Annotated in this window: 19 protein-coding genes; 14 read left to right on the top strand and 5 right to left on the bottom strand. The window is 65.7% G+C overall.

What is annotated here, in order from left to right; translation table 11 throughout:
* Positions 1-2 precede the first annotated feature (2 nt).
* The 7 genes from ccoO (at position 3) to ccoS (ending at position 6,249) form a co-directional block, all read left to right on the top strand.
* Positions 3-737, top strand: a complete 735-nt coding sequence (gene ccoO, locus IC761_RS25470) for a cytochrome-c oxidase, cbb3-type subunit II (protein ID WP_195799438.1) — start codon at positions 3-5, stop codon at positions 735-737.
* A 13-nt stretch (positions 738-750) separates the two neighbouring features.
* On the top strand, positions 751-915 hold the full coding sequence (locus tag IC761_RS25465; RefSeq protein ID WP_195799437.1) for a cbb3-type cytochrome c oxidase subunit 3: 165 nt from the start codon (positions 751-753) through the stop codon (positions 913-915).
* A gap of 6 nt (positions 916-921) precedes the next feature.
* Entirely contained in the window at positions 922-1,797 is an 876-nt protein-coding gene (ccoP, locus tag IC761_RS25460; protein WP_195799436.1) for a cytochrome-c oxidase, cbb3-type subunit III, read from the top strand.
* A 113-nt stretch (positions 1,798-1,910) separates the two neighbouring features.
* On the top strand, positions 1,911-3,377 hold the full coding sequence (gene ccoG / locus IC761_RS25455; RefSeq protein ID WP_195799435.1) for a cytochrome c oxidase accessory protein CcoG: 1,467 nt from the start codon (positions 1,911-1,913) through the stop codon (positions 3,375-3,377).
* Between the two features lie 15 nt (positions 3,378-3,392).
* A complete protein-coding gene (locus IC761_RS25450) occupies positions 3,393-3,878 on the top strand; it encodes a FixH family protein (protein ID WP_195799434.1) in 486 nt (161 codons plus the stop codon).
* Positions 3,879-3,889: 11 nt separating this feature from the next.
* A complete protein-coding gene (locus IC761_RS25445; protein WP_195799433.1) occupies positions 3,890-6,079 on the top strand; it encodes a cation-translocating P-type ATPase in 2,190 nt (729 codons plus the stop codon).
* Entirely contained in the window at positions 6,079-6,249 is a 171-nt protein-coding gene (gene ccoS / locus IC761_RS25440; protein ID WP_195799432.1) for a cbb3-type cytochrome oxidase assembly protein CcoS, read from the top strand. Before IC761_RS25445 ends, ccoS begins: the two co-directional genes overlap by 1 nt.
* On the opposite strand, the gene IC761_RS25435 is transcribed toward ccoS, so the two are convergent.
* Together IC761_RS25435 and IC761_RS25430 are read right to left on the bottom strand one after the other, a co-directional pair.
* On the bottom strand, positions 6,246-7,448 hold the full coding sequence (locus tag IC761_RS25435; RefSeq protein WP_195799431.1) for an MFS transporter: 1,203 nt from the start codon (positions 7,446-7,448) through the stop codon (positions 6,246-6,248). The two genes, ccoS and IC761_RS25435, sit on opposite strands and share 4 nt — an antisense overlap.
* A gap of 104 nt (positions 7,449-7,552) precedes the next feature.
* The gene (locus tag IC761_RS25430) at positions 7,553-8,035 is read right to left on the bottom strand and encodes a cupin domain-containing protein (RefSeq protein WP_195799430.1); all 483 of its coding nucleotides are present in this window, start codon (positions 8,033-8,035) and stop codon (positions 7,553-7,555) included.
* A gap of 256 nt (positions 8,036-8,291) precedes the next feature.
* On the opposite strand from IC761_RS25430, the gene IC761_RS25425 reads away from it, so the two are divergent.
* Positions 8,292-9,008 (top strand): peroxiredoxin-like family protein, encoded by a 717-nt coding sequence (locus IC761_RS25425; protein ID WP_195799429.1) that lies wholly within the window; start codon positions 8,292-8,294, stop codon positions 9,006-9,008.
* 16 nt (positions 9,009-9,024) lie between these two features.
* Here IC761_RS25425 and IC761_RS25420 read toward each other — a convergent pair whose 3' ends face one another.
* Complete coding sequence (locus tag IC761_RS25420; RefSeq protein WP_195799428.1) at positions 9,025-9,912, bottom strand: LysR family transcriptional regulator; 888 nt, start codon at positions 9,910-9,912, stop codon at positions 9,025-9,027.
* Positions 9,913-10,100: 188 nt separating this feature from the next.
* On the opposite strand from IC761_RS25420, the gene IC761_RS25415 reads away from it, so the two are divergent.
* Both IC761_RS25415 and IC761_RS25410 read left to right on the top strand, forming a co-directional pair.
* A complete protein-coding gene (locus IC761_RS25415; protein ID WP_195799427.1) occupies positions 10,101-10,925 on the top strand; it encodes a 3-hydroxybutyrate dehydrogenase in 825 nt (274 codons plus the stop codon).
* Positions 10,926-10,995: 70 nt separating this feature from the next.
* Positions 10,996-12,138 carry a patatin-like phospholipase family protein gene (locus IC761_RS25410; RefSeq protein ID WP_195799426.1) on the top strand — a complete coding sequence of 381 codons (1,143 nt, stop codon included), beginning with the start codon at positions 10,996-10,998 and terminating at the stop codon, positions 12,136-12,138.
* A 3-nt stretch (positions 12,139-12,141) separates the two neighbouring features.
* Here IC761_RS25410 and IC761_RS25405 read toward each other — a convergent pair whose 3' ends face one another.
* Positions 12,142-13,065, bottom strand: coding sequence for a LysR family transcriptional regulator (locus tag IC761_RS25405; RefSeq protein ID WP_195799425.1), 924 nt, complete (start codon positions 13,063-13,065; stop codon positions 12,142-12,144).
* A 149-nt stretch (positions 13,066-13,214) separates the two neighbouring features.
* Here IC761_RS25405 and IC761_RS25400 point away from each other — a divergent pair, with 149 nt between their 5' ends.
* A complete protein-coding gene (locus IC761_RS25400; RefSeq protein WP_195799424.1) occupies positions 13,215-14,165 on the top strand; it encodes an oxygenase MpaB family protein in 951 nt (316 codons plus the stop codon).
* Between the two features lie 196 nt (positions 14,166-14,361).
* On the opposite strand, the gene glgA is transcribed toward IC761_RS25400, so the two are convergent.
* Entirely contained in the window at positions 14,362-15,750 is a 1,389-nt protein-coding gene (gene glgA / locus IC761_RS25395; RefSeq protein ID WP_246791313.1) for a glycogen synthase GlgA, read from the bottom strand.
* Positions 15,751-15,974: 224 nt separating this feature from the next.
* Between glgA and IC761_RS25390 the strand changes: the two genes are divergently transcribed.
* The 3 genes from IC761_RS25390 to IC761_RS25380 all read left to right on the top strand — a co-directional run bounded on the left by IC761_RS25390 (position 15,975) and on the right by IC761_RS25380 (position 19,497).
* Positions 15,975-17,147, top strand: a complete 1,173-nt coding sequence (locus IC761_RS25390) for a CaiB/BaiF CoA transferase family protein (protein WP_195799422.1) — start codon at positions 15,975-15,977, stop codon at positions 17,145-17,147.
* A gap of 67 nt (positions 17,148-17,214) precedes the next feature.
* The gene (locus IC761_RS25385; protein ID WP_195799421.1) at positions 17,215-18,282 is read left to right on the top strand and encodes an alcohol dehydrogenase; all 1,068 of its coding nucleotides are present in this window, start codon (positions 17,215-17,217) and stop codon (positions 18,280-18,282) included.
* A gap of 135 nt (positions 18,283-18,417) precedes the next feature.
* The gene (locus IC761_RS25380; RefSeq protein WP_195799420.1) at positions 18,418-19,497 is read left to right on the top strand and encodes an isocitrate/isopropylmalate dehydrogenase family protein; all 1,080 of its coding nucleotides are present in this window, start codon (positions 18,418-18,420) and stop codon (positions 19,495-19,497) included.
* Position 19,498 lies beyond the last annotated feature (1 nt).

Below are 19,498 nucleotides of genomic sequence, written 5' to 3'. Positions count from 1 at the left end.
CCATGTCGTTCTGGACACGCCATCAAGTCTTCGAAAAGAACTCGATCATCCTGGTCGTCGGTATTCTGCTGGTGATCGCGATCGGCGGTCTCGTCGAGATCACCCCGCTGTTCTACCTCAAGAGCACGATCGAAGTGGTCGACGGCGTCAGGCCGTACACGCCACTGGAGCTTGCCGGCCGCAACGTCTATGTCCGCGAAGGCTGCTATCTCTGCCATTCGCAGATGATCCGTCCCCTGCGCGACGAGGTCGAACGCTACGGCCACTTCTCGCTCGCCGCCGAGAGCATGTTCGACCACCCGTTCCAATGGGGCTCGAAGCGCACCGGTCCGGACCTGGCCCGCGTCGGCGCCAAATATTCCGACGACTGGCACGTGACGCATCTGACCAACCCGCGCGCAATCGTGCCGCAATCGGTGATGCCGGGCTATCCGTTCCTCAGCCAGACCGAGGTCGATCCGGACACGATCGCCGACCACATGCGCACGCTGCGCGCCGTCGGCGTGCCCTACACCGACGACCAGATCGCCAATGCCGGCGCCGATCTGAAGGCCCAGGCCGATCCGGACAATGCCGGCGCCGACGCTTTCGCCAAGCGCTACGCCAAGGCCGTCGTGCGCAATTTCGACGGCAAGACCGGGACGCCGACCGAGATGGACGCGCTGATCGCCTACTTGCAGATGCTCGGCACGCTGGTCGACTTCAAGCTCTACAACGAGAAAGCCAATCTTCGCTGAGAAGGCATCACCGATGAAAGCCATCCTGACACTCGACAATCTCGCCTCCAGTCTCGTCACCACGATCTGGACGCCGGTGTTCGTCGCGATCTTTCTCGCGATCATCGCCTATGCATTCTGGCCCCGCAACAAGGCCGCGTTCGACGAAGCGGCACAACTGCCGTTGCGGGAGGAGTAAGAGATCATGACCGATCATCAAGGCGAATTCGACCCCGTCTCCGGCAGGTCCACGACCGGACATGAGTGGGACGGCATCAAGGAGCTCAACACGCCGCTGCCGCGCTGGTGGGTTATCACCTTCTACCTCACCATCGTCTGGGCGATCGGCTACTGGATCGTCTATCCGGCCTGGCCGTTGATCTCCAGTAATACCCGCGGCGTGCTTGGCTACTCCTCGCGCGCCAACCTCGCGGTGGAGCTCGCCAATCTCGAAACGGCCCGCGGCGAGAAGATGGTGGCGCTGGGTGCGACCTCGCTCGCCGACATCGAGAAGGACCCGGCGTTGCTGGCGTTCGCACGTGCCAGGGGCAGGACCGTGTTCGGCGATAATTGCGCGCCGTGTCACGGCAGCGGCGCCGCCGGCGCCAAGGGCTTCCCGAACCTGAACGACGACGACTGGCTGTGGGGCGGCACGCTCGACCAGATCATGCAGACCATCCAGTTCGGCGCGCGCTCCGGACACGCCAAGGCGCATGAGGGCCAGATGCTGGCCTTCGGCAAGGACGGTGTGCTGAAGCCCGACGAGATCGTCACGGTCGCGAACTACGTGCGGTCGCTGTCGGGGCTGTCGACCGGCAAGGGTTTTGACGCCGCCAAGGGCGAGAAGATCTTCGCGGACAATTGCGTCGCCTGCCATGGCGACGGCGGCAAGGGCAACCCGGAACTCGGCGCCCCGAACCTGACCGACAAGATCTGGCTCTATGGCTCCGACGAGGCAACCCTGATCGAGACCATCAGCCAGGGCCGCGCCGGCGTCATGCCGGCCTGGGAAGGGCGGCTCGATCCCGCCACCATCAAGGCCATGGCGGTCTACGTCCACTCGCTGGGCGGCGGAAAATAGCCGATCCGGACGACCGGTGGGGGCGCATAAAGGCGCCCCCGCTTGAGCTGGATCAATCGACGCTGCGGCGCCGGGTCTAGGTTTGATCGCACCTTTCGAGACGTCTTTGAGCGATGAACAAGGCCGTGAACCCGAACGAGCTCACATCGGACGACGATTACGGGCCGCTCTATGCCGCCCGCAAGAAGGTCTATCCCCAGAGCGTCCACGGCACCTTCCGCCGGATCAAATGGGGCCTGATGGCCTTTTGCCTTGGCGTCTACTATTTCCTGCCCTTCGTGCGCTGGAACCGTGGCCTTGGCGCGCCCAGCCAGGCGGTGCTGATCGATCTCCCCAACAGCCGCTTCTATTTCTTCTTCATCGAGCTGTGGCCGCAGGAGGTCTATTACTTCACCGGCCTGTTGATCGTCGCTGCCGTCGTCCTGTTCCTGATGAACTCGGTCGGCGGACGCATCTGGTGCGGCTATCTCTGCCCGCAGACGGTGTGGACCGATCTGTTCTACGCCGTCGAGCGCTTTGTCGAAGGCGACCGCCGCGATCGCATGATGAAGGACAAGTCGGCCGGCGCGCTGACGCTCAGGCGCGTCTCCGAGATCGTGCTCAAGAATTTCATCTGGCTTCTGATCGCCTGGTGGGCCGGCGGCGCCTGGGTGCTCTATTTCAGCGACGCGCCGACGCTGGTGAAGCAGCTCCTGACCTTCCAGGCGCCGATGGTCGCCTATATCTGGATCGGCATCCTCACTGCGACCACCTTCGTGCTCGCCGGCTACCTGCGCGAGCAGGTCTGCACCTATATGTGCCCCTGGCCGCGGATCCAGGCCGCGCTCACCGACGAATGGGCGCTCAACGTCACCTACCGCTACGACCGCGGCGAGAAGCGCACCTCGGTGAAGAAGGCCGCCGAGCTGCGCGCTCACGGCGAGCAGGTCGGCGACTGCATCGATTGCTATCAATGCGTCGCGGTCTGCCCGACCGGCATCGACATCCGCAACGGACCGCAGCTCGAATGCATCCAGTGCGGGCTCTGCATCGATGCCTGCGACAACGTCATGACCAGGATCGGCCGGCCGAAGCGGCTGATCGGCTACGACAACGACATCAACATCCAGCGCCGCCAGGAGGGACGGGCGCCGATCTATCGCATCGTCCGTCCGCGCACCATCGTCTACAGCGCGATCATCGCGGCCGTCGGCGGCATCATGCTCTATACGCTCGCGACCCGCAGCCTGCTCGACGTCAACGTGCTGCACGACCGCAACCCGGTTGCGGTCAGGCTCAGCGACGGCTCGATCCGCAACGCCTATACCGTCCGGCTTCTCAACAAGAGCGGCTACGACCGCGTCATCGCGATCGATGCGAATGGGCCGGTCAACGCGACGGTCCATGTCGTCGGCATCGATTCCGTGACGCCGGACCGGCCGATGATCGTGATCCCGCGCGATTCGACCAGCGAGCTGCGGCTGCTCGTCACGGCGCCCGCGGACGGCAATCCGGAGAAGTCGATCCCGGTACGCTTCCACGTCACCGATATCGGCCTCGGCGAAGTCGCCAGTGCCACCGACAATTTCGTCGCGCCGTAACACCAGGAGACCGCCATGGCCACCAAGCCGCTGACCGGAACGAAAGTGTTCCTGATGCTGGTCGCCTTCTTCGGCGTCGTCATTGGCGTCAATGTCACCATGATGAAGCTTGCGATCGCGACGCTGCCGGGCACCGACGTCGACAGCCCCTATGCCGCAGGCCTCGCCTATGACCGCGAGATCTCGGCGGCGCAGGACCAGGCCGCACGCAGATGGCAGGTCAGCGCTCATATCGAGCGGCGCGCGGATGGCGATGCCGTGCTCCAGGTCGAGGCGCGTGACGCGGCGGGCCGGCCCGTGACCGGGTTGAAATTTGGCGGCCGGCTGGAGCGGCCGACCGATAAGCGCGCCGACCTTGCGGTCGAGCTCGCGGAGGCCGGCATCGGCATCTATCGCGGCAGCGCGGCGTCCGTCGCGCCGGGCCAGTGGGATCTGGTGATCGAGGGCGATGCGAAGGGCGAACGCGTGTTTCTCTCGCGCAACCGCGTGATCCTGAACTGAGAGAATATATCATGCAGTTCACGCGCGATTTCTCGCACTACGTCCGGGCCGCAGGCGATGGCCTCCAGCACATCGATCTCGCGGTCGAGGGCGTTCACTGCGCCGGCTGCATGGCCAAGATCGAGCGCGGGCTCTCCGCCATTCCTGATGTCACGCTGGCGCGCGTGAACCTCACCGACCGGCGCGTTGCACTGGAATGGAAGCAGGGCACGCTCGATCCCAGCAACTTCATCGATCGGCTAGAAGAGCTCGGCTACAAGGCCTATCCATACGAGACCGAAAGTGCGGAGGCGACCGAGGTCGCGGAATCGCGCTTCCTGCTGCGCTGCCTCGGCGTCGCGGCCTTTGCCACCATGAACGTGATGATGCTGTCGATCCCGGTGTGGTCGGGCAACGTCTCGGACATGCTGCCGGAGCAGCGCGACTTCTTTCACTGGCTGTCGGCGCTGATCGCGCTGCCGGCGGCGGCCTATGCCGGCCGGCCGTTCTTCCGCTCGGCCTGGCGCGCGTTGTCGAACAAGACCACCAACATGGACGTGCCGATCTCGATCGGCGTATGTCTTGCGCTCGGCATGTCCGTGGTCGAGACCATCAAGCACGCCGAGCACGCCTATTTCGACGCGGCGATCATGCTGCTGACCTTCCTCTTGGTCGGCCGCTTCCTCGACCAGAACATGCGGCGGCGGACGCGCGCGGTTGCCGGCAATCTCGCGGCGCTGAAGGCGGACACGGCGGCGAAGTTCGTCGGGCCCGACGAGATCTCGCAGGTGCCGGTGGCTGCGATCCGTCCCGGCGACATCGTGCTGCTGCGGCCCGGCGAGTGCTGCGCGGTCGACGGCACCGTGATCGAGGGGCGATCCGAGATCGACCAGAGCCTGATCACCGGCGAGACGCTCTATGTCACGGCGGCGCAGGGCACGCCAGTCTATGCGGGCTCGATGAACATCTCCGGCACGCTGCGGGTGCGCGTCTCGGCCGCGTCGGAGGCGACGCTGCTCGCCGAGATCACGCGGCTTCTCGACAATGCGCTCCAGGCCCGCTCGCGCTACATGCGGCTCGCCGACCGTGCCTCGCGGCTCTACGCGCCGCTGGTGCATGCGACGGCGCTGATCACCGCTATCGGCTGGGTCCTGCTCGGCGCAAGCTGGCACGATGCCATCGTGACCGGCGTCGCCGTGCTGATCATCACCTGTCCCTGTGCGCTTGGGCTTGCGATCCCCACTGTACAGACGGTGGCCTCGGGCGCGATGTTCAGGGCGGGCGTGCTGCTCAATTCGGGCGATGCGATCGAGCGGTTGGCGGAAATCGACCACATTATTTTCGACAAGACCGGCACGCTGACGCTGCCTGACCTCGAAGTGACGAATGCGGCCGATATTCCCGCTGATATCTTTGAGCTCGCTGGCCGCCTCGCCCTGTCGAGCCATCACCGGGTCGCCGCAGCGGTCGCGCAGGCCGCAAGCGCAAACTCGCCGATCGTCGGCGCGGTCGAGGAAGCCGGGCAGGGCGTGCGCGCGGCGGTGGACGGCGTCGAGATCCGTCTCGGCCGGCGGTCCTTCTGCGGCGCCGAGGCACTGGTCGGCAGCACAGGTCTCGATCCCGAAGCCTCCGTTGTGGCCTTCAGCAGGGGCGACGAAAAAGTCATTCTCTCGGTGCGCCAGGGTCTGCGTCCGGATGCGCAGGCCGTGATCGCGGCGCTGAAGGCGCGCAACATCGGCATCGAAATTCTCTCCGGCGACCGCGAGCCGGCGGTCATCGCCGTGGCCCATGCGCTGGGCATCCCGGAATGGCGCGCCGGCGTGACGCCGGCCGACAAGATCGCGCGCATCGAGGAATTGAAGCGGCGCGGCGCCAAGGTGCTGATGGTCGGCGACGGCATGAACGACGCACCGTCGCTGGCGGCCGCCCATGTCTCGATATCGCCGATCTCGGCCGCGCATCTCAGCCAGGCCACCGCCGATCTCGTCTTTCTCGGTCGGCCTCTGGCCCCGGTCGTTGCCGCCATCGATTCCGCGCGCAAGGCGCTGCACCTGATGCGGCAAAACCTCTGGCTCGCGATCGGCTACAATGTGCTCGCGGTGCCGGTCGCGATCAGCGGCGTCGCGACGCCCCTGATTGCGGCGGCCGCCATGAGCGGATCGTCGATCCTGGTCATGCTGAATTCGCTGCGCGCGCGCAGCCGCACGCGGGAGATTGCGTGATGGAGATCCTGCTCATCCTGGTTCCGCTGGCGCTGATGCTCGGGCTTGCCGGCCTCGTCGCCTTCCTCTGGTCGCTCCGCAGCGGCCAGTATGACGATCTCGACGGCGCGGCCTGGCGGGCCATTGCCGATGAGGATTCGCCGCCGCAGGAAGCGCAACCGAAGCGCTAGCGCTTCAGACTGAACGTCAGCAGCGCCGCCGCGGCAAGGGCTGCGCCGACCCCGGCGACACAGGCGTGCCAGCCGTAAGCATCGAACAGGCGGCCGAGCACGGCTGTGCCGATCAGCCCGCCGCAGAAATAGCAGGCGAGATAGGTGCCGCTGGCGATGCCGCGATTGTCGGTGGCCGCCTGTCCGATGAAGCCGGTGGCGGCGGCCTGTGCGAAGAAGGTGCCGACACCGACCAGCACCATGCCGGCGAGGACTTCGCCAAGATGCGGCGCCAGCATCAGCGGCAAGCCGAGCCCGGCGACGGCGAGCGAACCCCAGAGCGTCGGCCGCGTCCCGAGGCGCGAGGCCACCTTGCCTGCCAGCAATGTCGTGACGACCGACGGCAGGAACACGAAATAAACGAAGCCGAGGTCCATCATGCCGAGCGACAGCGGCGGCCGGACCAGCACGAAATTGACGAACGTAAAAGTGCCGATAAAGGCGAACAGGATGCAGAAGCCGATGCCGAAAGCGGCGCGCAGCCGCGGATTGCGCCAATGCGCAATCGTGGCTTCCAGCGGCGATCCCGCCGGCATCATCGCATGCATCGGTTGCACGCGCTGGATGGTGAAATAGACCAGCACCGCGCCCACGAGATTGAGGGCTGCGAAGATGTAAAAATTCCAGGCGAGGCCGAGGCTGTCGGCAACCGCTGCCGAGATCAGCCGGCCAATGAGGTTGCTCGCGACATTGCCAGTGATATAGGCGGCAAAGGCGCCGCCGGAATCCATGGCGCTGCATTGCTCGCCGAGATAAGCGAGCGTCAGCGCGAAGGCGGACGCCATGCACAGGCCCTGCGCGACCCGCAAGGCGGTGAAGACGGTGAGGTTTGGCGCCGATGCCAGCAGGCTGGTGGGGATCGCCAGCGCCAACAGGCTGATCAGGATGCCGGTGCGCCGGTTGATGTGCGGGCTGAAGAAGCCGACGACGAGGCTGGCTGTCGCCATGCCGAAGGTGGAGGCATTGACGGCAAAGCCCATCGCCGCAGGCGTGACGCCATAATGGCGCGTCAGCGAGGGCAGGATCGCCTGCGTCGCGAAGAGGTCGACGACGGTCAGGAACGCGGTCAGGCCGATGACGAGCGAACGAAACGCGAGACCGGGGGAATGCGCATCCATCGGCATCATCGCGGATTTGATCGGCGCGGAAAGATCGGTCATGGCATCGCCTCTGCGGTGACGAATGTGGCGCCCGGCACGCCGGGCAGCATGGGGGCTCCGGGCGCCACACCCGGCAACGCGTGCGCTGGGATCGAGCGCACGCGTTACATGTTGTGGTCGTTCGGATCCTTGCGAACGTCGCCGACGTAGAGGATGACCGTCTCCTTGCCGAGGTTCTTCCACCAGTGCGAGGTGCCGAACACCTCGGGGCGGATGTCGCCTGCCTTGTGCACGATCGGATCGACGCAGTTGGAGGCGTATTCGACGATCTCGCCCTGCTGCACGAAGATCAGGGCCGGGCGGTCGTCATGGCTGTGCCAGGGCACGATGCCGCCGGGCTCGATGGTGAGCTTGCGGAAGCGCAGCTCGCGGCCTTCGATATGCGCCGGCTGCTTGCCGAGATCGATGGCGCCGAGCGTTGTGTCGGTGACGCCGACCGGCTTGTAGTCGACCATCTGATGCGCATTCGGCTTGATCTTGTCGGCCGGGCATTCGCCCGCGAGCACCGGCTGCGCCGACAGCGCCAGCGCGCCGGCGATGGCAAGGCCCGGCCAGATCAGGCGCGACAATGGTGAGTGCTTGAGCATGGGACGTCTCCTGGGTTGGCCGCAACCTCGCCGGTTGCGGGCTATGGCAGGAGCATCTGCGAGACCGCGCCTGTTCTGAAATGCCGTTTCGCTTTCGGTGCGATAGCGCCATGCTATGGCCGCGCGATAGGCGAGAGCTATCGAACCGATTGGGCATCGGCATTTCCGCAGCCTCGGGATCGGGCGTTGGATCGTTCTCACCCCTTGCATGAGGGACGGAACGTCAAAATAATGCGAACTCTTGCCGGAGCCGGAGATGACAGACCTTTCGCCAGAAGATGCCGAACGTCTCAGGCTCGCCTTCCAGCGCTGCCGCGACATGGAAGGGACGCTGAACGAGCAGCTCCGCGCCTACGCCGATGCCAGTCGCGAGGTGTTCCCAGCCTATGGCGAGGCAGTCGATCGGCTGGTGACGCGATTGAACGGCAACGGCGGCGGCGAGACTGCGCCGCGTCCGGGCGATGCGATGCCGCCGTTCGTGTTGCCCGACGAGGCCGGGCGTCTGGTCGCGCTGTCCGCGCTGCTGGAGCAGGGCCCGGTGGCGGTGATGTTCTTCCGCGGACACTGGTGCCCCTATTGCCGTCTCAACATGCGGGCGGTGGCCCAGGCCGGCGCGCGCATCAGGGAGACGGGCGCGCAAATCGTTGCGATCATGCCGGAGACCCAGCAATTTACCGAACACCTCAAGGACGACGCCGACGCGCGTTTTCCGATCCTGACCGACCTCGACAACGGCTATGCGCTGTCGCTCAATCTTGCGATCTGGCTCGGCAACGAGATCCAGCAGCTGCTGTCCTATCAGGATATGGCAAAATTTCACGGCAATGATGGCTGGATGCTGCCGATCCCCGCCGTCTTCGTGGTCGGCCGCGACGGGATCGTGAAGGCGCGCTTCGTCGATCCGGACTTTCGCAAGCGCATGGAGATCGACGATCTGCTCGCGGCGCTGGAAGGCGCGAGTGGGGACCAGTGAATCCCGAGCGGGATAACTACCCCGCAATCTCCCGCCAGTCCGCCCCGCGCAGCATCCGCATCACGGCGTTGGCCACCGCCGTGCGCTGCCGGCCGGCGACGCCGTAAAGGCTGACGGTGCGGCGTGCGTCGAGGCCTGTGACCGCGGCGCGCTTCAGGCTGTCCGGCACCGGCGAAGTGCGCGGCATCATGGCGATGCCGATATCGGCCTCGACCAGCTCGATCAGGTCGCGCTCGCTCGAGATCTCGTGGCCGTGGTCGACGTCGATGCCGTGCTCGCGCAGGCTCGCGGAGATGCGCTTGGCATGTTCGCAATAATTGCGGCCGAGCAATTGCTCCGCGCGCAGGTCGTCCGGCTCGATCGTGCCGTGGCCGGCCAGGCGATGCTCTCGGCTGACGACCAGATCGAACGCCTCGGTGAACAGCGGCCAGGTGTCGAGCCGATCCCAGGCCTCATCGATCTCGGCGGCGATGCCGAGCTCGGCCTCGCCCTTCTTCAGGAACTCGCCAACCTCGCGGCTCGTCCCGCGCAGGAAGCGGAATTCGAGCCGGTTGAACTGCCGCCGGATCTCGTTGAGATGGGGAATCAGCAGCGCCAGATCGATCGAATGCGTCAGCGCGATGCGCAGCGCGCCGATCTCGCCGCTCCTGAACGAGGAGGCGAGCGAGCGTGCGCCGACAGCGGCGTCGTAGCACTGCTTCAAGAGTGGATGCATGCGCTGGCCGAGCTCGGTCAGCTGCGCAGCCGGCCGCTCGCGGCGAAACAGATCGCCGCCGAGCTCGGCCTCGAGCTGCTTGATCGCGCGCGTCAGCGAGGGCTGCGTCACGTTGCACTCCTCGGCGGCGCGGGTGAAATTCAACAGCTGCGCCACCGCGAGGAAATAGCGGACCTGGTGCATTTCCATGGATCGGCTCCCGGCAGGATCGACCGAAATCTAGCCGATCGGGGCCGGGAATGACATCCCGCAGGCGATAGCGCCGGCGTATGGATTCGGAAGCCAACCGGCATTTCCGCGAGACCGGATGATCCCGCACATTTCGCCGCAGACACGGTGCGGCGTCGGGCCGGCCATCGCGAGAGAAGGATTGGATCATGAACATCCCCGTCAAGACGCAAACCTCCGTTTCGTCACGTGTCCTGGCCGGGAAAGTGGCGCTGGTCACCGGTTCGACCAGCGGCATCGGTCTCGGCATTGCGCGAGCGCTGGCCGCTTCTGGTGCCGATATCGTGTTCAACGGGCTCGGCGTCGCCGCTGAGATCGGCAGGACGCGAGAGGCCGTCGAGGCCGAGTTCGGCGTCAAGGCGAGCTACTCGCCGGCGGACATGACGCGGCCGAAGTCGATCGCAGAGATGATCGCGGCGACGGTGGCGCAATCCGGCCGGCTCGACATCCTCGTCAACAATGCCGGCATCCAGCATGTCGCGCCGCTTGACCAGTTTCCGGTCGAGAGATGGGACCAGATCCTCGCGATCAATCTGTCGTCCGCCTTCCACACCACGCGGCTCGCGCTGCCGGCGATGCGCCGGAACGGCTTTGGCCGGATCATCAACATTTCTTCCACGCACGGCCTGGTCGGCTCGCCGTTCAAGGCGGCCTATGTCACGGCCAAGCATGGCATCGTCGGCCTCACGAAGGTGACGGCGCTGGAGACGGCCGAGGACGGGATCACATGCAACGCGATCTGCCCCGGCTATGTCCATACCCCGCTGGTCGAGGCGCAGATCGACGGGCAAGCCAGGGCCCACGGTATCTCGCGCGACCAGGTGATCCGCGACGTGCTGCTTGCCCAGCAGCCGAACAAGCGCTTTGTCACGGTCGAGGAGCTCGGCGCGCTGGCGGTGTTCCTGTCGACCGACGCGGCCGCGTCGATCACCGGCGTCGCGCTGCCGGTCGACGGCGGCTGGACCGCGCATTAACATGAGCCGGCGTAACAAGTCGCTGCCGGCAGCGAATATCCAGGCAGTGCAGGCTGATCAGGAGCGAACCATGAGCGGCACCCAGAACAACACACAGAGCAGCAACCTGCCGGGCCAGGTCGTGCTGGTGCTCCAGGGCGGCGGTGCGCTTGGCTCGTACCAGGCCGGCGTCTACCAGGCGCTGCACGAGGCGGGCATCGAGCCGGACTGGGTCATCGGCACCTCGATCGGCGCCATCAACGCCAGCCTGATCGCCGGCAATGCGCCGGAGCATCGGGTCGCGCGGCTGCGGGAATTCTGGAAGCGGATGGAGCAGAAGCCGGCCTGGAATGTGCCGACCGCGTTTCCCGGCTTCAACGAGAAGCTGGCCTATTGGTCGACCGTCACGCATGGCGTTGCCGGCTTCTTCCGGCCAAATCCGTTGGCGCATGCGGGCGATTCCTATCCGCTTGGTGCCGACAACGCCGGCTTCTATTCGACCGCGCCGCTGGAGAAGACGCTGCTCGAGCTCGTCGATTTCGATCTGGCCAATCGCTGCGCGCCGCGCCTCACCGTCGGCGCGGCGCATGTCGGCACCAGTCAGATGCGCTATTTCGACAGCCGCGACGGCGCGCTGACGGCGAAGCATGTGATGGCTTCGGGCGCGCTGCCGCCGGCCTTTCCGGCGGTGCGTATCGACGGCGATCTCTATTGGGACGGCGGCATCCTGTCGAACACGCCGACCGAAGCCGTGTTCGACGACAACCCGCGCAGGGATTCGCTGATCTTCTCCGTGCATCTGTGGAATCCCATCGGTGCCGAGCCGATGACGATGGCGGAGGTCTTCAACCGTCACAAGGACGTGCAATATTCCAGCCGCATCGCGAGCCAGATTGCGCGGCAGCAGCAGGCCCATCGCCTGCGCCATGTCATCAACCAGCTTGCGGCGCGATTGTCGGAGAGCGAGCGCAGCGATCCTGCTGTGAGGGAGTTGATCGCCTACGGCTGCTCGACCCGCATGCATGTGGTGCGGCTGCTGGCGCCACAGCTCGATCGCGAGACCCACACCAAGGACATCGATTTCAGCCCGCGCGGAATCAAGCGGCGCTGGGACGCCGGCTATTTGCACACCAAGTCGGTGCTGGCGCGAAAGCCGTGGGTTGGCGAATTCGATCCGCTGTCAGGCGTGGTGCTGCACGAGCATATGGACGAGATGCCGATCGCGGCAGAGTAGGAGTTAGTCGCGCGAGTGCCTGTAGGTCTGCACCGCGGCCGGCGTGCCGTCCGGCCAGACCGAGCGCATCGCTTCGTGCAGGAACGCGCCGACCGCCGGCGAGTGCGGGCGGCCCTTCACCGTCATCAGGCTGACGTCGCGGAAGAACTCCGGATCGACCATCGGCACGGCGACGACGCCTGAGTGCTCGATCGAGTAGCGCGGAAAGAAGCCGAATCCGAATCCGCTCGCGATCATGGCGAGCACCCAGTCGTCGCGATCGCTGCGATAGACGGTGTCGCAATCGACGCCGCGCGCGATGAAGACGTCGTCGACCACGCCGTTGAACTCGCAGGCCGAGCGTTCGACGTAGGGTTCGCCCTGGAGATCGTCGACGCGAATGGCACGGCGATCCGCGAGCCGGTGGCTCTGCGGCAGCACGATCATCATCTGCTCGCGAAACAGCGGCAGGCGGTGCAGGCGCGGATCCGGCGGGCGGTCTGGGCGGCAATAGATCGCGGCTTCGGTTTCGGACATGATGAGGCGCTCCTCGACCGAGACGGCTGTGCCGTCGATCAGCTCGAGCCGGATGTCGGGATGCGCTGCCCTGAAGCGTTCGAACAGGCGAATCAGCAGCTTTGGCGCGATCGTGCACATGATTGCGAGCTTCAGCTGCCTTGGCCTTGCGGCGACGAAGGCCCTCGCCTCGGTCCGTGCGGCCGCTGCCTGGTCCCAGATCGATTGAAGATAGGGCTGCACGACCTTGCCGAGCTCGGTCAGAGCGGCGCTCGGCCGGAGCCGGTGGAACAGAAGTCCGCCGAACTCGGCTTCCAGCAGCTTGATGGCGCGGGTGAGAGAGGGCTGCGTGACATGGCACTTATTCGCCGCGCGCGTAAAATTGCGCTCCTCGCAGACGGCGAGGAAATACCGAACCTGATGCAGCTCCATGAAATCCGCTCACCGCAGTGGGCCGGAACGGCCCTGACGACTTGCGAAGATATTCGTCGGGGAAGCGGCCGTTGTTACGCGCGCTTCATCGAATTGCCACAGGCCTTGCGGATCGTCGGCCCTCCGTTGCGATCGAAAGGCGTAGCAAATTGGTGTCAGAGAGCGATCTGGAGTCTGCCCTCGATCTTGTCCGGGCCGGGGCCGCAGGGCCGGTTGCAGGTGTGTTCGGTCCGGACTCGCTGACCTGGCGGATCGACCGGGAGGCCATCATCTTTCTCGGCGCCGGCCGCGCGCTGTTGCTTCAGCTCGCGCATCCCTGGGTCGCGGCCGCCATCGCCGAGCACTCCACGACCTTCGCCGATCCGATCGGCCGCTTTCGCCGCACCTTCGACATCGTCTTTGCCATGGTGTTCGGCTCGCTCGACCGGGCGCTGCTCGCATCCCGGCAGCTGCACCGGCGTCACACCATGATCGTCGGTGCGATGCCCGACACCGTCGGCCCGTTCGCGGCAGGCTCGCGCTACTGCGCCAACGACATCCCGTCGCTGCGCTGGGTTCACGCCACGCTGGTCGAGTCCGCCCTGGTGGCGCATGATCTGGTGCTGCCGCAGCTCGCGGCGGACGAACGCCAGCGTTACTGGACCGAGAGCCGGCTGTTCGGCGCCTTGTTCGGGTTGACGGGCGATGACCTGGCGGCGGACTGGACGGATTTTGCGGCCTACACTGCCGCGATGGCACAATCGGACACGCTGACCGTAAGCCCCGCGGCGCGCGAGATCGCGACGCAGATCTTCGCAGGCGCGCGCCCCTGGCTGCGGCCGCCGCGATGGTATCGCGCGCTCACAGCAAGCCTGTTGCCGGAGCAATTACGGGCCGGCTTCGGACTTGAACTTGACACGCGCGACATGAGCGCAGCCGACAACGCGCTGAGATGGATCAGGCGCGTCTATCCGAAACTGCCCAACCGTCTGCGCTATGCCAGTCCCTATCAGGAAGCGCAGGCGCGGCTGCGCGGTGAGCTGCAGCCCGACTGGATGACGCGCGGTCTCAACCGGCTCTGGATCGGACGGCCACAAATGGATCAGCGCGGAAAGGGGTGACGGTGAGGGGGCTCGCTTTGTCCGCATCGTCATTGCGAGCGTAGCGAAGCAATCCAGAATCTTGCCGCGGAGGGATTCTGGATTGCTTCGTCGCATCAGCGCAAAATCGCTTCGCAATTTTGTCGCGAGCTCCTCGCAATGACGGTGGTGAGAGACGTGCGCTCGCAATGACGGGGCGCATAGAGGCGGCTTGGCCTCACACCGACGCCAGCTTCCTGTACAGCGCACTGTAGCTTCCGGCCGAGATGCTCCAGGAGAACGACCGCCCCATCGCGCTGCGGCGCATGGTGTCGAGCTGGTCCTGCGCCATGAACGCCTCGAAGGCCCGGCGGACGCCGCCGAGGAAGGATTCGTGCGAGGGCTTTGAGAACAGGAAGCCGGTCTCGCCGTCGCTGATGGTTTCGGCAAGCCCGCCGGTCTGGTGGCCGATCGGCAGCGAGCCGAAACGCTGGGCGTACATCTGGCTGAGGCCGCACGGCTCGAAGCGCGACGGCATCAATGTGAAATCGCTGCCGGCGAAGATGCGCCGCGCCTGGGCGTCGTTAAAGCCGATCGCGACCCCGATCGCGTCGGGGCGGCGGCGATGCGCGTCGATCAGGGCGAGCTCGAGCGCCGGCTCGCCGGAGCCGGTGACCACGATCTGCCCGCCGGCATCGATGATCTCGTCGGCCGCCGCAAGAACGAGGTCGATGCCCTTCTGGTGCACGAGGCGGGCGACGATGCCGAACATCGGCCCGCGCGAGACCGCGAGGCCAAACTGCTTGCGCACATAGTCCGCATTGGCCTTCTTGCCGACCCAGTCGCCGGCGCCGAATTGCTGGGCGAGCTGGGCGCAGGAGCGCGGGTCCCAGCTCTCGTCGATGCCATTCAGGATGCCGGTGAGCTCGGACGCATCCGAGCGCAGACGCAAGAGTCCCTCGAGGCCGCAGCCGAACTCGGTCGTGGTGATCTCGCGGGCATAGGTGCCGCTGACGGTGGTGAGGTGCGAGGCGTAGACGATACCTGCCTTGAGGAAGGAGACCTGGTCGTAGAACTCGACGCCGTCGATGTGGAAGGCGCTCTCGGGTGCGCCGATCCGCCGCAGCGAGTCCTTCGGGAAGAGACCCTGATAGGCGAGATTGTGGATGGTCAGGATCGACGGCAGCTTGCTGCCGCGCCAGGCGAGGTACGCCGGCACGAGCGAGGCCTGCCAGTCATTGGCATGGATCAGGTCTGCTGCCCAATTCTTGTCCAGCTTGCCCATCGCAAGCTCAGCGGCTGCCGAAGCAAAGCGCGCGAAGCGGATGTCGTTGTCGGGCCAGTCGCGCCCTGACTCATCGCCGTAAGGATTGCCGGGACGGTCGTAGAGTTGTGAGCACAGCAGCACATAGACCGGCAGGCCATCCTTGGTTGCGGCCCGGCCGAGCGAGCAGGCCGGCATCTCCGCGAATGCCGGGCAGCGTCCAACGATCTGAATATGCGTGAGTTGCTCGATGATGTCGCGATAGCCGGGCAGCATGATCCGGATATCTGCGAAGGGGCGAAGGGCTCGGGGGAGGGCAGCGGAAACGGCGCCAAGTCCGCCGACGCGGACGAAGTCGTCCATCTCTGTCGTAACAAATAAGACCCTCAAGAACAGTCGCCCTCTGCCGATCCCGATTGCTGCTATGCAAGAAAGGGTCCAGTTGCCCCGAGATTTCTCAAGCCACTCAACAGATGCGTCGGTTCGGTAAAGACTTTCCTACTCGGCCGCCGCCATCTAGGGTCGACGCACCAACAACAGAGAACATTGATTGTTCCTAAGTGACTCAAGGACTCGGAAGGACACGCATGCAGCTATCAGATAAGCATGAGGGGACGACGACAAAGGCCTTCGCGGGCCTCAGGGTCCTGGATTTTTCGACGACCATCGCCGGTCCCCATTGCGCGCGGATGCTCGCCGACATGGGCGCCGAGGTCATCAAGATCGAGACCGACGGCGGCGAGACGATGCGGACCCGGCCACCGCTGCGCAAGGGATGCAGCACCGTGTTCGGCCAGCTCAATGTCGGCAAGAAGAGCGTCGTGCTCGACCTGAAATCCGAGGACGGCAAGGAGGCGGTGCGCCGGCTGGTTGCGACCGCCGATATCCTGGTCGAGAATTTTCGTCCCGGCGTGATGCGGCGGCTGCGCCTCGACGACGACAGCCTGCGCCCGCTCAATCCCCGGCTGATCTACTGCTCGATCTCCGGCTATGGCCAGAGCGGCCCGTCGGCCGAGCTGCCGGCCTACGCGCCGGTGATTCATGCTGCCTCCGGCTACGACATGGCGCATCTCGCCTACCAGCCCGGCCGCAACCGTCCCGACTATTGCGGCATCTACCAGGCCGACGTCGTCACCGGCACCTACGGGTTTGGCGCGATTGCGTCCGCGCTCTATCAGCGCACCGCGACCGGGCTCGGCCAGCACATCGACGTCTCCATGCTCGAATCGATGCTGACCCTGACGGTGATCGAGTTGCAGAGCTCGCAATTCGCGGTGAAGCCGCCGCCGCGGCCGATGTTTGGCCCGACCGAGACGGCGAACGGCTATGTCATGATCACGGTGGCCAGCGAGAAGACGTTCCAGGGTCTGATGGGCGTGATCGGCCGCGGCGAATGGATCGCGGATCCGCGCTTCGCCACCTATGCCGCGCGGCGCGAGAACTGGGCGGACATGATGGACGGCGTCGAGGCCTGGTCAAAGCGGCTCACGACCGCGGCATGTCTTGTTGCGCTCGGCGCCGCCGGCGTTCCGGCCTCGGCCTATCGCACCATCGCCGAGGCCCTGGCCGATCCGCAGCTCACGCATCGCCGGGCGCTCTCCGAGGTGAAGGACGAGGGCGGCTCGTTCCGGGTGCTCAATTTGCCGTTCCGGATGAGCGGCGCCGACACCACGCCGGGCCAGACCATGGCCGTGCTCGGCGAGCACACACGCGAATTGCGCGACGAGGTCGGCCTCCCATCGTCGACCGGCGCCGACTAGACAGGTTTGTCTCGTCCCGCTGCCCGTGGCATGGTGATGACGACAAAAAGCATCCGGGAGGACGCCGATGAAGAGTTTCAAGGTCGCCGATTTCAAGGCGCCGCTGAAGGAGTTCGACGAGGCGACGCCGCAGCCGTCGGGCACGCAGGTGCTGATCAAGGTCAAGGCCGCCGGCGTCTGCCATAGCGATCTCCACATCTGGGAAGGCGGCTATGATCTCGGCCACGGCCGCAAGCCGCTGTCGCTGAAAGACCGCGGCATCAATCTGCCGCTGACCATGGGCCATGAGACCGTCGGCGAGGTCCTCGCCTTCGGACCGGACGTGAAGCCGACCGATCAGGCCGGCCTCAAGCTCGGCGACGTCGGCCTGGTCTATCCCTGGATCGGCTGCGGCAAATGCGCGACCTGCCATGGCGGCGACGAGAACATGTGCCTGACCCCGCGCTCGCTCGGCGTCTATTGCGACGGCGGCTATTCCGACCACATGCTGGTGCCGCATCCGCGCTATCTGCTCAACCTGAAGGGCCTCGATCCCGCGTCGGCCGCACCCTATGCCTGCTCGGGCGTCACCACCTACAGCGCGCTGAAGAAGGTCGAGCAACATTTCGACACGCCGATCGTGATGTTCGGCGCCGGTGGGCTCGGCCTGATGGCGTTGTCGCTGTTGAAAGCCATGGGCGGCAAGGGCGCGATCATGCTCGACATCGACGCCAGAAAGCGCGAGGCAGCCGAGAAGGCCGGCGCGCTCGCAACCATCGATCCCAAGGCGCCGGATGCGCTGGAGCAACTGGCAAAGAAAGCGGGTGGCCCGATCCGCGCCGTGATCGACCTCGTCGGCAATGCTGCCACCACCCAGCTTGGCTTTGATTGCCTGACCAAGGGCGGCAAGCTCGTCATCGTCGGTCTGTTCGGCGGTGGGGCGACCTGGGCGCTGCCGCTGATCCCGATCAAGGCGGTGACGATCCAGGGCAGCTATGTCGGCAATTTGCGCGAGACACAGGAGCTGCTCGACCTCGTCCGGACGAAGAAGGTGCCACCGATCCCGGTGACGACGGCGCCGCTCGACAGGGCCAACGACGCGCTGGTGCAGTTGCAGCAGGGCGCGGTGGTCGGGCGCACGGTGCTGACGCCGTAAGGTCCGCTCTCTCCTCCGTCATTGCGAGGAGCTCTTGCGACGAAGCAATCCAGAATGGCTCCATAGATCCAGTTCTGGATTGCTTCGCTCCGCTCGCAATGACGACTTGGCTTGCTCCTTCCCTGAGGCTCCCTCATGTCCGCAAACAACGCTTTCCACATCGCCGTGCTCGCCGGCGACGGCATCGGTCCCGAGGTCATGGCGCCGGCCGTCGAGGTCCTGCGCAAGATCGAGGCGAAGTCGGATCTGCGCTTCCGCTTCACCGAGGCGCCCGCTGGCGCCAACAATTATCTCGCCACCGGCAAATCGATGCCGGATTCGACGATCAAGCTCTGCGAGGAGGCGGACGCGATCCTGCTCGGGGCCTGCGGCCTGCCATCGGTGCGCTACCCCGACAACACCGAGATCGCGCCGCAGATCGAGTTGCGCTTCATCTTCGATCTCTATGCCGGCGTGCGCCCGGCGCGGCTGATCCCGGGCGTGCCGAGCCCGATCGTCGGCGCCGACCAGCGCGGCATCGATCTCGTCGTGATCCGCGAGTCCACCGAAGGCCTGTTCGCCTCGATGGGCAAGGGCGTCGTCACCCATGAGGATGCGCGCGAGACCATGGTGATCACGCGAAAAACCTCCGAGCGCCTGTTCGAGTTCTCGTTTCGCCTCGCCGAGCGGCGCAAGGCGCGCGGCAAGCCGGGCAGCCTCGCCTGTGTCGACAAGGCCAACGTGTTCAAGGCCTTTGCCTTCTTCCGCGGCATCTTCGACGAGATCGCGAAGAAGCATCCCGAGGTGAAGACCGACCGGCTCTATGTCGACGCCTGCTCGGCGATGCTGGTCAAGCGCCCCTGGGATTTCGACGTGATGGTGATGGAGAACATGTTCGGCGATATCGTCTCCGACATCACCGCGAGCCTGATCGGCGGCCTCGGCATGGCGCCGTCGGCCGACATCGGCGACAAATACGCCGTGTTCCAGCCCTGCCACGGCACCGCCCCCGATATCATGGGGCAGGGCAAGGCCAATCCCACCGGCATGATCCTGTCGGCGGCGATGATGCTGGACTGGCTCGCCGACAAGCACGGCGTCGAGAGCGCGGCGGAGGCCGGCGAAAGAATCGAGCGCGCGGTGGACCGGGTCTATGCCGGCGGCCTCAAGCCGATGGAGCTTGGCGGCAGCAACGGTACGGCGGATATTGCGAAGGCGGTGCTGGGGGCGTTGTAGT

The organism is Bradyrhizobium commune, from assembly GCF_015624505.1.
Classification (GTDB): domain Bacteria; phylum Pseudomonadota; class Alphaproteobacteria; order Rhizobiales; family Xanthobacteraceae; genus Bradyrhizobium; species Bradyrhizobium commune.
This window is presented reverse-complemented; position numbering and strand designations above follow the sequence as displayed.

Coding starts and splice junctions, on each gene's coding strand:
- IC761_RS25425 (WP_195799429.1), top strand. CDS start 8,292: ATGACAGACCTTTCGCCAGAAGATGCCGAACGTCTCAGGCTCGCCTTC.
- ccoG (WP_195799435.1), top strand. CDS start 1,911: ATGAACAAGGCCGTGAACCCGAACGAGCTCACATCGGACGACGATTAC.
- glgA (WP_246791313.1), bottom strand. CDS start 15,750: ATGGACGACTTCGTCCGCGTCGGCGGACTTGGCGCCGTTTCCGCTGCC.
- ccoP (WP_195799436.1), top strand. CDS start 922: ATGACCGATCATCAAGGCGAATTCGACCCCGTCTCCGGCAGGTCCACG.
- IC761_RS25380 (WP_195799420.1), top strand. CDS start 18,418: ATGTCCGCAAACAACGCTTTCCACATCGCCGTGCTCGCCGGCGACGGC.
- IC761_RS25430 (WP_195799430.1), bottom strand. CDS start 8,035: ATGCTCAAGCACTCACCATTGTCGCGCCTGATCTGGCCGGGCCTTGCC.
- IC761_RS25410 (WP_195799426.1), top strand. CDS start 10,996: ATGAGCGGCACCCAGAACAACACACAGAGCAGCAACCTGCCGGGCCAG.
- IC761_RS25450 (WP_195799434.1), top strand. CDS start 3,393: ATGGCCACCAAGCCGCTGACCGGAACGAAAGTGTTCCTGATGCTGGTC.
- ccoS (WP_195799432.1), top strand. CDS start 6,079: ATGGAGATCCTGCTCATCCTGGTTCCGCTGGCGCTGATGCTCGGGCTT.
- IC761_RS25435 (WP_195799431.1), bottom strand. CDS start 7,448: ATGACCGATCTTTCCGCGCCGATCAAATCCGCGATGATGCCGATGGAT.
- IC761_RS25385 (WP_195799421.1), top strand. CDS start 17,215: ATGAAGAGTTTCAAGGTCGCCGATTTCAAGGCGCCGCTGAAGGAGTTC.
- ccoO (WP_195799438.1), top strand. CDS start 3: ATGTCGTTCTGGACACGCCATCAAGTCTTCGAAAAGAACTCGATCATC.
- IC761_RS25390 (WP_195799422.1), top strand. CDS start 15,975: ATGCAGCTATCAGATAAGCATGAGGGGACGACGACAAAGGCCTTCGCG.
- IC761_RS25445 (WP_195799433.1), top strand. CDS start 3,890: ATGCAGTTCACGCGCGATTTCTCGCACTACGTCCGGGCCGCAGGCGAT.
- IC761_RS25415 (WP_195799427.1), top strand. CDS start 10,101: ATGAACATCCCCGTCAAGACGCAAACCTCCGTTTCGTCACGTGTCCTG.
- IC761_RS25465 (WP_195799437.1), top strand. CDS start 751: ATGAAAGCCATCCTGACACTCGACAATCTCGCCTCCAGTCTCGTCACC.
- IC761_RS25405 (WP_195799425.1), bottom strand. CDS start 13,065: ATGGAGCTGCATCAGGTTCGGTATTTCCTCGCCGTCTGCGAGGAGCGC.
- IC761_RS25420 (WP_195799428.1), bottom strand. CDS start 9,912: ATGGAAATGCACCAGGTCCGCTATTTCCTCGCGGTGGCGCAGCTGTTG.